Below are 15,590 nucleotides of genomic sequence, written 5' to 3'. Positions count from 1 at the left end.
AAGGAGGAGGAAGCAAATGGCTGCAGAGGTTGTAATGCCAAAACTAGGGATGGCAATGAAAGAAGGAACCGTTTCGACGTGGAACAAAAAAGTTGGAGACTCCGTTTCAAAAGGAGATATGATTGCAAGCATTAATTCTGAAAAAATCGAAATGGATATTGAAGCGCCGCAGGACGGTGTGATTCTTGATATTCTTGTACAAGAAGATGTAGGAGTGCCTCCTGGAACGATTATCTGTTATGTTGGAAAGCCAAACGAGCAGGTCACTGAGCAGAACCGTTCAGCAAATGAGCTGCAAGCGCCTAAAAGCGAGGTAGCGGCTGCTATCTCTTTAGAAGAGCCACCAGCAAACGCAGCTCCATCAAAAAAGAATAAAGAAACTGTGCGCATTTCCCCAATTGCACGGAAAATAGCAGAATCTGAAAACCTTAATGTTGAAACGATTCAAGGCACAGGACCAAAAGGAAGAATCACCAAAGCAGATGTAGAGAAAGCGCTGGCGGAAAGAGCTTCAGAAGCGAGTCCCCAAACGGTAGAAAGGGATAACCCCGCTATAAACAAAGAAACGCTTCCCGTAGCGGGCATAAGGAAAGTCATTGCAAGTCGAATGCATAATAGTTTATTAAACAGTGCCCAATTAACGATTAATATGAAAGCTGACGTGACGGATTTGCTGTCTCTTCAGAGAGAAATCAAAGATGTAATCCAACAACGCCATAAGGTGAAAATCTCTCTAACTGATTTTATTGCTCGCGCTGTTGTTCTTTCACTTCAAGAACACAAACAAATGAACAGTGCCTATATTGATAACGAAATTCAACTCTATAACCATGTTCATCTTGGAATGGCCGTAGCTTTAGAAAATGGGTTAGTTGTTCCAGTTATGCAGCATGCTGAAAAGATGCCGTTAGTGGAATTAGCTGCAGAGATCAAAACCCGAGCAGCAGATGCTCGGCAAGGTCAGCTGTGCACTGATAGAATGCAAGGTTCTACATTCACTATTACTAATCTCGGTGCTTACGGAGTAGAGTATTTTACACCTGTATTAAACCCGCCTGAAACAGGAATTCTTGGTGTTGGAGCTACTGAAGATGTACCGATGTATAAAGGAGACGAATTACAAAAAAGAAACTTGCTGCCTTTAAGCTTGACGTTTGATCATCGCGTACTGGACGGAGCACCTGCAGCTAATTTCCTTGGAACCATTAAACAATACTTAGAACAGCCTATTTTACTACTCTTATAGAAAGGGGTGCATTCCGTGAAACCTTTAGTTGTCATTGGCGGCGGTCCAGCAGGATATGTGGCGGCAATCACTGCCGCCCGGCAAGGAAAACAAGTTACGTTAATCGAACAAAAAGATTTAGGTGGAACCTGTTTAAATGAGGGCTGTATGCCAACAAAGTCGCTATTAGCAAGCGCGGAAGCCTATGAGAAAATTAAGAAAGCTGAGCAATTCGGCATCACTCTTCCTTTAGAACAAGTGAAAATTAACTGGGATGGCGTTCAGCATCATAAAACAGCCATTGTAAAAAACTTGGTCAGGGGAATTGGCTATTTGATGAAAAAGAACAGTATTAAAGTCATAAAAGGAGAAGCTTCTTTTTTGACAAATCATCGTCTATCCGTGCGAAACGAAAATCACGTAGAAGAGGTAGAGGCTGAACAGTTTATTATTGCTGCGGGTTCAGAACCTGCTAGCCTGCCATTTGCTTCTTTTGATGGAAAGTGGATCATTCACAGTAAACAAGCAATGTCGCTGCCTGCTGTCCCTTCATCTCTTTTGATAGTAGGAGGGGGTGTAATTGGATGTGAATTTGCAAGCATTTACAGCCAAATGGGAACAAAAGTAACAATTGTGGAAGCGGCAGACCAGCTGCTTCCTGGTGAAGATGCCGACATCGCATTTACGTTACAGGAAGAATTAGAGAAAAAAGGCGTAAGGATTTATACATCCGCTTCGCTAACAGAAATGCAGCCAAAAGATAAAACAGCTCTATTTAAACATAAAGAAGAGCTGCATGAACTGCAGGCTGAGTATGCATTAATTTCAATTGGAAGAAAACCTAGAGTGCTAGGTTTAGGTTTAGAACAGGTTGGCGTACATTTTTCAAAACAAGGAATTGATGTTAATGAGCATATGCAAACGAATATACCTAACATCTATGCTTGTGGAGATGTAGTTGGCGGAATTCAGCTTGCTCATGTCGCCTTTCATGAAGGCACAGTTGCCGCTTTACACGCATGCGGAAAAGACAAGAGCGTAAATTATCGAGCTGTGCCCCGCTGCATTTATACTCACCCTGAAATTGCAAGTGTCGGTATGACAGAAAAGCAGGCTCGAAGCGAATACGGCGATATTCGCGTCGGAGAATTCTCGTTTACGGCAAACGGCAAAGCGATGATTGCCAATGAGTCCGTTGGAAAAGTAAAAGTAATCGTAGAACCGCAGTTTAACGAAATTATTGGGCTTTCCATTGTAGGTTCACATGCTACAGAATTAATTGGACAAGGAACCATTATGATGCACGGAGAGTTGACTACAGATATAATGGAAGACTTTATCGCTGCCCATCCTACATTATCTGAAGCCATTCACGAAGCTCTTTTGCAGTCAGCGGGTCAGGCCATTCACTCTTAACTATACAAATGCCCTAAGTGATTAAGCCCTTTAAGAATGAAAAGTAAAAATGAAGGGCTTAAAAAGATAAACTAGAGGATGAAGGAATCATGCAAGAGCGATAGGAGTTTTCCTGCATCCTCGTCTAGTTTTTCTATACTTTTTACATAACGTAAGTTTAAGAATCTCTCTTTAGTAATGATAACGTTTTCTTTGTGATTTATAATAATAGTAACAAGCCTTGATTTACTATATTCAATTAAGTTTATAGGGGAGAGGTAAGAAATGGAATCCACACTTTCTTTAAACACATGGAAACGTTTTGTAAACGAAGGAGCACTTGAATCTTCAAGGTTAAACGACATCATTGTGAAATCGTGGCATCGCTGTAAAAGCGCAGATGTTAATCCTTACCTAGATAAAGGCAGATCGATTTTAAAAAACGAAGCTTTTCATTCTCGAAAACAAATGAACTCTTTATTTCTTGAGACAGCTTTGCCGCATTTAGAAAGAATCAGACAATCAGCGGCGGACTTAGGAATGGTTGCTTTATTAATTGACCCAGAAGGCTATATTTTATCTATTACAGGAAATAGACTTACACTGAATGAAGCAAGGAAAATTAATTTTGTGGAAGGTGCCTGTTGGACAGAAAAAGAAGTAGGCACAAATGCAATCGGTACGGCTCTGCAAACGGAAGAGCCCATTATGATAACGGGTACAGAACATTATTCAATTGCTTCGCATCAATGGAGCTGTTCGGCAGCGCCTGTTCGAAATGACGACGGAAATTTAATTGGGATTATTAATATTTCTTGTCCTGTAAACAGAGCTCACCCTTATACACTTGGAATGGTTACGTCCATTGCATATACAATTGAACGGGAGTTAAGCATTCGAATGCACAAAGACGAAATTGAGTTGGTTCATGCTTCTATGAATTTCGTCGATAGCAAGCAGCTCTTGTTGCTTTGCAATTACAAAGAAGTGATTGTGGGAGCAAGCAAAACCGGACGAGAATGTATACCAAAATGGTCAGGCCTGCAGTTAAATACGATTGTACAACAGGGATTTCGTATAGTGATGGAAGTGCCTGTAATTTCAAAAAGACACGGTCATTCTATTGGAAAGATTATTTATCTATCAGAAGAAGCGCACCATAACCAAACAGCTACACAGATCCCTGCTCAATCATTTTCTTTTAAAGGAGAAGCGGGCATAAGCCGCTCCTTTCAGCAAACACTAGAAGAAATAAAGCATGCGGCTCCTACGGATACAACGGTCTATATTTTAGGGGAAACAGGCACTGGAAAAGAAGTAGTGGCGAGAACGATTCATGAAAACAGCTCGCGTAAAAACGGGCCTTTTATTGCTCTTAATTGTGGTGCCATTCCGAAGGAACTTATGGAAAGTGAATTATTTGGCTATGCAGAAGGAGCATTTACAGGAGCACGGCGTCAAGGATATCAAGGAAAGTTTGAGCAGGCTAATCACGGTACGATTTTTCTTGATGAAATAGGTGAGCTTCCTCATTCTATGCAGGTTTCTTTACTAAGAGTATTGCAAGAGCGCAAGATAACGCCTGTTGGAAGCAATCAGGAAATTCCGGTAGACATCCGGATCATTACCGCTACTCATCGAGATCTTCGTCAGCTTGTCAGTGAAGGGAAGTTTCGAGAAGATTTATATTACCGGCTTCACGTGTATCCCGTGCATGTTCCGCCTTTACGGGAAAGAAAAGAAGATATTCCGCATCTGATGCGCTACTTTTGTCAAAAAAATAATTGGAATATGAATTTCCCTAAAGAATTAGTGGATAAATTAATAGATTACCAGTGGCCCGGCAATATTCGAGAATTATTTAATGTACTTGAACGCTTGAAAATCTCACTAAACACGGAAGTAGAAAAAGAGAAGGTTTTGAATTATTTAAGTTCTTTAAATCTTGGCAGTCAGAAGAGCATCTCCCACTTTGATACTTCACAAGAAATAGAAGAAAATGATTTTACGTCCTTACCCGCACTAACATTTCGTGAAAAAGTTCAAAAAGACTTAATGATGGATGCTTTACGTAAAACGCAGGGAAATGTGTCACTTGCCGCTAAGCTGTTAGATATACCAAGAAGTACATTTTACAATAGATTAAAAAAATTCAATTTGTAAGCTTAGAGTTTTTAGCTGTTTTAAATTTTTAAATAAGAATAGGAGCTGAGTAGAATGAAAGCATTAAGATGGCATGGCGTTAAAGATGTAAGGTTAGAACATATTGCAGAACCTACCGTCTCTCAAGGGAAAGTAAAAATTAAAGTAGAATGGTGTGGAATTTGCGGAAGTGATTTGCATGAGTACACGGCAGGACCCATTTTTATTCCTACAGAAGAACCTCATCCATTAAGCAAAGATAAAGCGCCGGTTGTGCTGGGGCATGAATTTTCTGGACAAGTTGTAGAAATCGGAGAAGGTATTACGAATATAGAAGTCGGAGACAGAGTAGTGGTAGAACCTATCTATGCATGCGGAAAGTGTGAAGGCTGTAAACAAGGAAAGTATAATCTTTGTAATAAAATGGGGTTTTATGGTCTTGCAGGAGGGGGCGGAGGTTTTTCTGAGTATGCCTCCATACCAGTAGAAATGATTCATAAAATACCAGAAGTGGTGTCTTACGAGCAAGGAGCTCTCGTAGAGCCTTCAGCTGTGGCTCTTCATGCTGTGCGCCAAAGCAAACTAAAGGTAGGAGATAAAGCCGCTGTATTTGGGACGGGGCCAATCGGTTTGTTAGTTATTGAAGCGTTGAAAGCATCGGGTGCATCTGAAATTTATGCGATTGAACTATCGGAACAGCGCAGACAGAAAGCTGAAGAACTTGGGGCGATTGCCATTAACCCGCAAGAATACGACCCCGTAGCAGAAGTACATAAGCGCACAGGCGGAGGTGTAGATGTTTCCTATGAAGTGACAAGTGTTCCCTTAGTTTTAACTCAAGCCATTAACTCTACTAAAAGTGGCGGAGAGACAATGATTGTTAGTATATTTGAAAAAGAAGCCTCCATTCATCCCCAAACAATCGTTTTACAAGAGCGTACAGTAACAGGTATTATTGGCTACCGCGATGTATTTCCAGCGGTTATTAGTTTAATGGCAAAAGGTTATTTTTCGGCTGATAAACTGGTGACAAAACGTATTAAACTAGAACATGTGATTGAAGAAGGTTTTGAGACATTGTTAAAAGAAAAAGAACAGGTGAAAATTTTAGTGAAAGCCGAATAAAAAAAGAGGCTGGGACAAAAGTATTCTAGACGAAGTAAAAAATGAACCATTGATCAAGATTTTTGATTAGTGGTTCGTTTTGTTTAAGTTCTTCTAGCCGTTTATTGGAGGGCAAGACGAAGACTCCTGCGGGAACAGCGGCCGCCTGCGGAAAGCGAACTCTTGCACGGAAATTAACTGCCGTGTCACAAGCGGTTCAGCTCTATCCTATTTGTTCGTCTTTAGATTCGATTCATTTTGTTATGTCTCAACCTCTTTAAATTGAATAAGGTAAGTATGGTTATTTTATTATCAGATTATTCTGTACTATATACAGTATATTGTATACAATATATAATCTAATCATTATCTAATTAATAAAATCAGAGGTGATGAGTGAATGACAGACAAACAGTTTAGAAATGTACAAGACGGAACAAAAGCGGTATGGGCAGGAGAAAAAGAATCGCTTGCTTACAATGCCACTCAAGTTCCTGTCGTCTTCAGCGTAGCTTACAATTATGATGATGTAGACGAATGGCAAGAAGTTGCGTTAGGAAACAAACCAGGCTATACGTATAATCGCATGAGTAATCCTACGGTTAAAGCTTTTGAAGAAAAAGTTAGGATACTTGAAGAAGCAGAAGAAGCGGTCGCATTTTCCTCTGGCATGGCGGCTATTAGCAGCACATTATACACGTTTTTAAAACCGGGAGACCGCGTCGTATCGGTAAAAGATACATATGGAGGAACAAATAAAATCTTCACCGAGTTCCTTCCTAACATCGGAGTTGATGTAACCTTATGCAATACGGGAAATCATGAAGAAATTGAAGCGGAAGTAAATAAAGGATGTAAAGTGCTATATTTAGAGTCACCTACAAATCCTACGATGAAAATTATTGATATTGAAAGAATAGCAAAAGCAGGAAAAGCAGTAGGGGCAGTCGTCATTATTGATAATACGTTTGCGACACCTATTAATCAAAACCCTCTTCAATTAGGGGTAGATCTTGTCATTCACAGCGCAACAAAATTTTTAAGCGGACATGCGGATGCCTTAGGAGGGGCAGTATGCGGCTCTAAAGAATTAATGCAGCAAGTGTATCACTACCGTGAGATCAATGGCGCGACCATGGATCCTATGTCAGCGTATCTTATTTTAAGAGGAATGAAAACGTTAAAATTACGTATACGTCAACAAGAGCGAAGCGCTTTGGAAATTGCTAAATTTCTTCAAAAGAAAGAAGCAGTTGAAGCCGTCTATTATCCTGGATTGGAAACACATCCTCATCATCATATTGCTAAAAAACAAATGAAAGGCTTTGGCGGAATATTAAGCTTTGTTTTAAAAGGAGAAATGGAAGCTATTAAAATTTTGCTGCCAAAGTTAACGTATGCAAATAAAGCCGGCAATTTAGGAGCGGTTGAAACAATTTATGGACCAGCAAGAACGACTAGTCACGTAGAATGTACGCTTGAAGAACGTAAAGCTCTTGGAATATCCGAAGGACTGGTTCGCATATCTGTAGGAATTGAAGATACGGAAGATTTAATTGCAGACTTAGAACAAGCATTTGCTCACTTAGAATCCGCATCATCTATTAGTAATTAAAAAGACGCTTATTACTTTTTTTAATAAAAATAAAGTAAGTACTTCTTTTTAGTTGGTAGACACTTCTTCAGAATTGTAGAAATTTTGTGGAATAAAGCTGGTAAATTAAACTGTACGTGTATTTTTTCGTCTGATTTTGTAGGTATACTGATAAATTAGATGAAATAAAAATATTTTTACGCGTTTTAAAAATAAACTAACTTACAACAGCCTACAAATAAGGAATGATAGTATGTCGAAACAAGAACAAGAAAGTGAATACACAATAAAAGATGCATCATTGTTTGGATTCAAATTAATGCAGGTAAGTAAAGCCATCTGGAGAGCTGCAGAAGATGACTGGGAGCAATGGGTGAAACCTTATGGTCTGAATGTAAATGAGCATCATATTTTATGTTTAGCTAGTAACACAGGAGAAATCTCTATGTCAGAGTTAGCTAATTTAGGAGCTATGCATATCTCTACAGCGTTTAATTTTTCGAAAAAATTAGAAAATCAAGGATATCTGTATTTGTCCAAAAGAGAAAATGATAAAAGAAACACCTACATCAAATTGACTGAAAGCGGAGAACAATTATTACTTGATACGCTCAAAGGGTATGAACCACATAACAGTAAGATATGTAAAGGCGCACTTCCTTTAAAAACGTTATACGGCAAATTCCCCGCTTTTCCAGAGCTAGTAACCGTTGTTCGCCATGTTTGCGGCGGCGAGCTTGTGACTGTTGCTGATCAACCTTTTGTGAATATAAAAGAAGCGGGAATAGAAGAAAATGAAGATAAGAAAGAAGTCCAGCTAACTAGTAATTGAACGCAGTGAATAACAGGCGGAGCTGTTTTATACGTGAGAAATACGACGTATAAAACAGCTCTTTTTTATTTTTGAAATAATGATTCTCCATTATATTATGAGAAATTTAGGATAAGCTACCAGTAGTAAATTTTCTGAAGAGAAGGAGTGATTACCATGAATAAGTCAGACTCAATTTCTGTTTTTCAATTGATCCTTCTTTCAATGACGTTTATTGGCTTAAAAACTCATGTGATGCTCATATCTCCATTAATTAAAACGGCAGGACGAGATGCTTGGATTACCGTTCTTCTTACTTGTCTTTTAACGCTCATATGGGTTCCTTTACTCGTATATGTAAATAAAAAAACAAAAGGCGAACATCTTTTTCAATGGATGAAAAAACATATGAATAAGTCATTCACCAATGTCGTTATTTTTCTTACAATCGCTTATTTGACCATTATGGAGGTCGTCACTTTACGAGAGACAATTACGTGGATTAATATTATTTTTCTTCAGCGAACACCTTTAATTATCCTCGTTTTACTATTTGGTTTTACCTGTTGCTTACTTGCCGCTACGAGTATTAGAACGATTAGCATTGTAAACGTATTTCTTTTATTTTTTATTGTAATATTAGGTTTCTTTGTTTCTTTTACAAACTTTCAATTTAAAGATTATTCTTTATTGCAGCCAGTTTTAGAAAATGGCTATTTTCCTGTTATTAAAAGTATTGTATTTCAAGGATCGGGGATGGTAGAGCTGCTGCTGCTGCTCTTTTTACAGCACAAAGTACCGCAGCCTATACGCTATAAGCATTTAGCAGTGGCTGCAATTCTCTTAACAGGCCTTACGATTGGGCCTCTCATTGGAGCAATTACTGAATTTGGCCCTGTAGAAGCCTCTAAGCAACGTTTCCCTCCCTATGAAGAATGGGGAATTGCATCGCTTGGAAAGTTTATAGAGCATATCGACTTTCTATCTATTTATCAGTGGTTGTCGGGTACCTTTATCCGCATTTCGACCTTTCTTTTTATTATGAAAGAATTAGTTCCGTTTCAAAAAGGCCAAAAAAGATTTCTTTTACTCGTTTTAGTGGTTATCACTGTATGTACGCTGGCTCCTATAACGGACTTTGCTTTTTCAAATCTTTTATTTTTTACAATCATACCGGCTACTTTCTGGTTATTTGTTGCTTTCTCTCTTTTCTTAGTAGTCATAGTCTTTCTATTTTCTCATAAAACAAGGAGGGATAAGAGTGGAATTTTTTAAGAAGAAAGAAGGCGACAGCTCTAAAAAACAAGAGACGGAAAATCTTTTAAAAGGAAGTTCTTCTCGTGCTCAGATAATCAATGAATGTACATTAAGAGATTTATTTGGAAAATGCAGCGATATTAACTTTGAGACCGTTTATTTTTATAACAAACGAGTGCTTATGATTTATTGTACCGGTCTAGTTAGTACGGAAATGCTCTATGAAATGATTCCTAAAAAATTAGAGGAATGCTGCGCTAAGTTAGAGGGTGAAGTAGAAGGAGACAAGATCATAAAATTATTAAATCTTCCCTCAGTTTCTATCGTTCAAGATGAAGAACAGGCAGTTTCAGAAATTTTTTCCGGGAAATTATTCATTGATTTTGGATCACCACAATCTATTGTGTCTATCGATATTTCGGACCGTCCTCAAAGAAGCCCAGAAGAAACGAAAAATGAAGTAACCATATTGGGTCCTAGAGATAATTTTATTGAAGACTTACCTGTCAATATTGCTTTAATTCGCAAGCGTCTTAAATCAGTTTCCTTGTTAACAAACTCTTTAGAGATTGGAAAACGAACAAAAACAAAAGTAAGCATTTTATACATGGAAGATGTAGCTGACAAGAAGATACTTGACGAAATTATGGAAAAGTTAGGGGATATCGATATCGACGGTATTTTCAGCGGAACACAGCTAGAAGAGCTCATTAATAAAAATCCGTATAGCTTTTTTCCTCGCCACGCTTATACAGGGAGACCTGATTTTGCGGTTCAATCTCTGTTAAATGGCCGGTTTATTATATTAATTGATGGAACTTCATATGCGTATGTTACACCTATTAACCTTTTTTACTTGTTAAAGGGATCTGAGGATAAAGAAAATACATATTTATACAGCTCCTTTGAGCGTATTCTTCGAATCTTCGGGCTTTCTATCGCTGCTTTTTTACCGGGTTTTTGGGTTGCAATGACGGCTTTTCATCAAAATCAGCTTCCGCTCAGCCTGTTAGCTACGATTGTGGAAGCAAGAAGAGGTGTCCCGTTTCCTACCTCTCTTGAGGCAATATTGATGCTTCTTTTATTTGAATTGTTTCGAGAGGCAGGGTTTAGACTGCCGACTTCTGTCGGGCAGACGCTCAGTGTAATCGGAGGGCTTATTATCGGTGATGCAGCCATTAGAGCCGGTTTAACCAGTCCCGCCATGCTTGTTGTTATTGCAGGTTCTACAATTGCTACGTTTACGCTAGCGAATCAGTCTCTTATAGGAACAATTTCACTAATCCGCTTTTTTTGTATTATCTGTGTCAGCATCCTAGGTTTTTTTGGATTTTTTATATCCATCTTTTTAGTCATGATCTATATTACAAACATTCGAACGTTTGGTGTGCCATATTTCGAGTTAGCAACCCGGTTAGACGCAAAAAATATTTTAAAATCTCTCTTCCGCCTTCCCGAAAGTAAAAAAGCAACAAGAGCTAGTATGCTTAACCCAAGCGATTCCACCCGCGAAAAAGGAGAAAGTTAGTGAAAAGGAATATAAGGAATTTACTTATACTTGTTATGAGCTCCTTTTTATTGTTTCTTTCGGGATGCTGGGATACGAATGAACCGGAACAAATGGTATATGCACAAGGAATGGGGGTAGACTTTAAAGATAACCGTTACGTTCTTTACCTGCAGACCATCAACTTAAGTTTATTAGCAAAATCCGAGGCAAGCGGTGCTGGCGCGGGTCAAGTCAAAGTAGAAGTTGGCTATGCAACAGGGAAAACCATCGATGAAGCTATTTTTAGATATTATCAAATTTCTCAGCGCAGAATCTTTTTTGGGCACTTAGCTTTCCTTGTTTTAACGGACGATGCGTTAAAGCATGGTGCTGTCAAATCGGCAGTAGATTTTTTAGATCGTTATCGGGAAACGAGATACAACATCTGGATGTATGCTACGAAAAGTCCTTTGAAAAAAACGTTGTTGGCTACGCCTATGTTCGAAGTATCGAACGCTCTTTCTCGCTTGAGCGATCCTAAAGTGATTTTTAAGCAAAACTCGTTTATTCCACCCATCGATTTAAGAGAGCTCATTATCCATCTTAATGAACCGAGTCACGAAGTAAATATTCCTCTCGTTCAGACTAAAGAACATTTAACAACGGATCAAAAAAGAGAAACAGCTATTCAAGTAAACGGAGCAGTGGCTATTACATCGTCTGAATTAAAAGGAGTTTTTTCAGAGAATAAAATCAAAGGGCTTAGATGGATAACGGATGAATTTGTACGAGCTGGTTTACGGGTAAGGCTGCCTGATCATTCCGATATTGATCTTGTGGTAGATAAGAAAAAAGTAAAAATTGAACCTGTTATAAAAGGCAGTAATTTAACATTTAATATAAAAGTTCGTGCAAAAGCAACGATTTTAGTTATGCCGCAGCACGAAAAACTATCGACTATAAAAAAAGAAGCTGAACAGAAAATTAAGAAACAAATCATTGAAACGTATGCGCAAGGTTTAAGTATAAACAGTGATGTTTACAGGCTTTCTCATGTTCTTTATAAAAAAGAACTGCGTAAATGGAAAGCTGTTCAAAACAACGGGGCAATTCCTTTAACCAAAGACTCAATAAACGTGAAGGTCAGCGTACAGGTTAAGCACGGAAACAAACAGCGAATAGGTCCGACTGTAAATTAAAATACTGAAAACCTGCATACCTCACCTGATAATGTTAAATCAAAAGTGGAAGAATAGATAAAATAGAAAAGACCAACCTAAGAACAAATCTAATTAGGAGATTATAGATGGAAACAATCAAACCAATTAAAATAGGTTCAAAAAAAACAAGCGTGAAAGAGAAATTAACAGCCCCTGAAATGGGTAAACTTTGGGCAACCTATATGGGCAACAGCATGTCTTCGTATATTTTAAGTTATTTTCTTCAACACGTTGAAGATCCTGATATAAAAAAGCTGTTACAGCATGCAAAAGGTTTAACAGAAGAATTTCAAAGTAACGTAAAAGACATTTTCACAAAAGAGAATGTGCCAATTCCGTATGGATTTACGCAAGAAGATGTGAATCTAGGTGCTCCAAAGCTGTTTGAAGATGAATTTTACGTGCATTATTTAAAATATGCTGCTAAAGCGGGATTAAGCATTTACAGTATCGCACTGCCCCTAATGTATAGAGAAGATGTAAAGACATTTTTAACATATTGTATGAAAGCAACAATGGAACTGATGGAGCAAATAAAGGCAATCTTAATGGATAAAGGATTTATTATTAAGCCGCCAATTATTCCCGCACCAGAAAAAGTGAACATCGCTACTACTCATTATCTAAGCGGGTTTATAGGAGATGTTCGACCTTTGCATGCATTAGAAATTGCTCATCTATATGATAACATCGAGAATAATGTGACAAGCAAAGCCTTAATTTTGGCATTTAGTCAAGTTGTTAAAAGTGAAAAAATCCGTGCGCTATTTGTAAAAGGTGAAGATCTGACCAATAAAGCGGTAGAACGCTATATTGAAAAACTTCATCGAGATAATTTACCAGCGCCATCCTTTCTTGATCATTTAATTACTACGTCGACTTTTTCACCGTTTTCGGATAAATTGATGCTGTTTCATAAAATGGATATGTTTTCAATGAAAATGAGGGCTTTTGGAAATTCAGTAGCCGTCAATGGAAGACATGATTTGGCGCTGTTATATGGAAAATCAATGACAAATATCTCGAGGTTTGTAAAAGATGCAGCGGATATTATGATGGAAAACGGCTGGATGGAAACACCACCGGCAGCGGTAGATAGAAATCATTTAAACTCCAACTAATTAAATAACTTGCTTTAAAATATGTAAAAGTTCTTAACCTATATAGCTCTAATGAATAAAAAACACACAAAATCTGGACATCTGTTTTGTGTGTTTTTCATTTGAAGAGAGGAAAAGAAGTTAATTCTGTTTTTATATTTGCTGTTCATTAAACTAAACCAATTTATGATTACAATTTGTATAGGAGCTTAATGTCTCCATGTATAAAAAAATGTTATTTATTTGCTGCTCATTATTTTATAGAAATTACTATACATTTATAAGAGATTAAAAAGAAATTAAAGAAATTATAAACATTGCTAAAACTTATATGGATAAAAGCCTTCTGCTGACTGAGGTTATAGGGAATGAAGCCATCAAAAAAACTGCCGCTTACTACAAGAATTTCCACGAAAAAATATAGGATTTTTTTATAACAGCTATATTTTCTACGCAGTAGTTCGGAAAATAACGTTTATTTATTGTATTTTTTGTTCATTTAGTTGATTTTTTTCATGAAAACGAAAATCATTATCATTTAAAGGTATTTATTATAGCTGAGAGACATTTATGTTTTAGCAAGTGAAAGAGAAAGAAAGAATGGAAGGAAAATAGAGTAGAAATGAGTAAAAAAAGGCATAACAAAAAAGAGTATTATAGAGTGTTAATTTTTGCCTGATAATACCCGTTGGCAATTTTGCGGATATACGTAAAGAAATTTGACTCCATTTCATGCACAAGAGGGCGAAATGCATCCATACTTTCTTCTATGTAAGTTTGTTGTAGGTAACGCTGAACGGACGTTAATGATTTTTCGATTATATCTAAACCAAACTCATGTACAATGGAATGAATATCTTCCTTTTTAATTGAATAATGACCAAAAGATTTAAAGAAATTCTTAAACTGAGCAAATGCATGCTCTCCACGGATTTTTTCAATTTCTTTTTGCTTTTTACTATCATGAGCACCAGTTAAATTAAAGCTTAAAATAAAACCATCCTTGATTTTTTCAATAATTGATTTTCTTGGCTGCTTTTGTTCTAATAATGTTTTGACACAATCATCTTTTTCTAGTATATCGATACGGAAAATTGTACTCAATTTACTAGCCATTTCTTTAATAGCAGCTTTATAGCCAATGTATTTTGGAAGAATGTGTTTTACCTCAGTGTAAGATAAAAGTGCTTCTGAATCTTTCTTTACGTTCACATCAGATTCGTATACGTACAACGCACGTAAAGCCAGACGCAGCATGTTGATATTTTTAATAGCCAGCAATTGATAAATCACTTCCATCGAAACAGAAGTATAACCACCTTTTGAAGTATATGTATTGTGATCTTCATCAAGCATTTCAGGATTATATGATATGTTTTGAACATCAGCAGCTTCTTTTATATGTAAATCTAAAAAATCCTCTAAATAGTTGTTTAAAGAAACTTGAATATAGTCTCCCCATAAACGATCCCAGCGAATGATGTCATAGTCTTCTAAAAGCTTATTATTATTTTGAACGGTCCGAACGGAACATTGGATTGTATTAGCCAGTTCTTGCTCAGAAATAATTGAAATATGACCCTGGCTGTTACATTTGGCTACGTAAGCTAAAATTTGCTTCATCAGAGAACCTGTCCACTTTATATCTACAAAGTTTTTTGCAAGACCAAATGAATGTTTTTCATAGTAATAGCTATTGTCTCGTTTCGTGTTTCTATTTAAGCCGCTCATGACAATCAGCAGCTTATTTGCTATAAGGGTGTGCCGTTTTAGTGCCAGCTTTTGTATACTCATGTAGTGACCTCCTTTCCAAAACTATATACATCGTCTTTTACAGTATAGACACAGTCATATAGGCTGTAAAATGACATATTTGCACGGGAAAATGGTGCATTTTTTAAGAAGACTAGTGATACCAAGGGATGAAACATCTATTTACAAGGTGACATATTTGCACGGAGATGTGGAGCAAAAATAGCTTTATATTTTATAAACGTTGATAAAACAGCATTCTTAAGCTAAATGTCGTATTGTGACGGATGAAATACACAAAATGCGACAAGTTCAAAAAAAATTTGATGTAAAAATGACATATTTGCACGGAGAATAGGAGCAAAAATAATAAAAGTAAAGATTCAGGTAAGAAAGTGACACATTTGCACGGAAAATAGGGACAAAAAAAAAGAAAAATGCCCTTTTTGAGACACAAAAAGTTCACATTTTCAGAGGGGATAAACAAACATTTGCAGAGAA

At 37.2% G+C, this 15,590-nt stretch carries 11 protein-coding genes; 10 read left to right on the top strand and 1 reads right to left on the bottom strand.

Going from position 1 to position 15,590, the window contains the following annotated elements; translation table 11 throughout:
* The first annotated feature begins 16 nt into the window (after positions 1 to 16).
* The 10 genes from AC3WJG_RS19950 to AC3WJG_RS19905 all read left to right on the top strand — a co-directional run bounded on the left by AC3WJG_RS19950 (position 17) and on the right by AC3WJG_RS19905 (position 13,358).
* On the top strand, positions 17 to 1,246 hold the full coding sequence (locus AC3WJG_RS19950; protein WP_102813361.1) for a dihydrolipoamide acetyltransferase family protein: 1,230 nt from the start codon (positions 17 to 19) through the stop codon (positions 1,244 to 1,246).
* A gap of 15 nt (positions 1,247 to 1,261) precedes the next feature.
* The gene (gene lpdA, locus AC3WJG_RS19945; RefSeq protein WP_028408872.1) at positions 1,262 to 2,641 is read left to right on the top strand and encodes a dihydrolipoyl dehydrogenase; all 1,380 of its coding nucleotides are present in this window, start codon (positions 1,262 to 1,264) and stop codon (positions 2,639 to 2,641) included.
* Positions 2,642 to 2,905: 264 nt separating this feature from the next.
* Entirely contained in the window at positions 2,906 to 4,783 is a 1,878-nt protein-coding gene (locus tag AC3WJG_RS19940; RefSeq protein ID WP_098249937.1) for a sigma-54-dependent Fis family transcriptional regulator, read from the top strand.
* Between the two features lie 54 nt (positions 4,784 to 4,837).
* A complete protein-coding gene (locus AC3WJG_RS19935) occupies positions 4,838 to 5,887 on the top strand; it encodes a 2,3-butanediol dehydrogenase (protein ID WP_060747463.1) in 1,050 nt (349 codons plus the stop codon).
* A 379-nt stretch (positions 5,888 to 6,266) separates the two neighbouring features.
* The gene (locus tag AC3WJG_RS19930; protein WP_028408869.1) at positions 6,267 to 7,481 is read left to right on the top strand and encodes a cystathionine gamma-synthase family protein; all 1,215 of its coding nucleotides are present in this window, start codon (positions 6,267 to 6,269) and stop codon (positions 7,479 to 7,481) included.
* 232 nt (positions 7,482 to 7,713) lie between these two features.
* Complete coding sequence (locus tag AC3WJG_RS19925) at positions 7,714 to 8,292, top strand: HTH-type transcriptional regulator Hpr (protein ID WP_098249936.1); 579 nt, start codon at positions 7,714 to 7,716, stop codon at positions 8,290 to 8,292.
* A gap of 156 nt (positions 8,293 to 8,448) precedes the next feature.
* Positions 8,449 to 9,546: an endospore germination permease gene (locus AC3WJG_RS19920; protein WP_255256634.1), complete on the top strand. Its 1,098-nt coding sequence runs from the start codon at positions 8,449 to 8,451 to the stop codon at positions 9,544 to 9,546.
* Complete coding sequence (locus tag AC3WJG_RS19915; RefSeq protein WP_098249934.1) at positions 9,533 to 11,056, top strand: spore germination protein; 1,524 nt, start codon at positions 9,533 to 9,535, stop codon at positions 11,054 to 11,056. The genes AC3WJG_RS19920 and AC3WJG_RS19915 overlap by 14 nt, the downstream gene beginning before the upstream one ends.
* Positions 11,056 to 12,216, top strand: a complete 1,161-nt coding sequence (locus AC3WJG_RS19910; protein WP_225049694.1) for a Ger(x)C family spore germination protein — start codon at positions 11,056 to 11,058, stop codon at positions 12,214 to 12,216. Before AC3WJG_RS19915 ends, AC3WJG_RS19910 begins: the two co-directional genes overlap by 1 nt.
* Before the next feature lie 107 nt (positions 12,217 to 12,323).
* Positions 12,324 to 13,358, top strand: a complete 1,035-nt coding sequence (locus AC3WJG_RS19905; protein WP_337134070.1) for a DUF3231 family protein — start codon at positions 12,324 to 12,326, stop codon at positions 13,356 to 13,358.
* 633 nt (positions 13,359 to 13,991) lie between these two features.
* Here AC3WJG_RS19905 and AC3WJG_RS19900 read toward each other — a convergent pair.
* Positions 13,992 to 15,131, bottom strand: coding sequence for a hypothetical protein (locus tag AC3WJG_RS19900; RefSeq protein ID WP_337134069.1), 1,140 nt, complete (start codon positions 15,129 to 15,131; stop codon positions 13,992 to 13,994).
* Between the last annotated feature and the right edge of the window lie 459 nt (positions 15,132 to 15,590).

This window comes from Priestia sp. FW507-14D1A (assembly GCF_058781295.1).
Note: the sequence above shows the minus strand (reverse complement) of the source record. Positions and strands in the feature narration are given on the sequence as shown.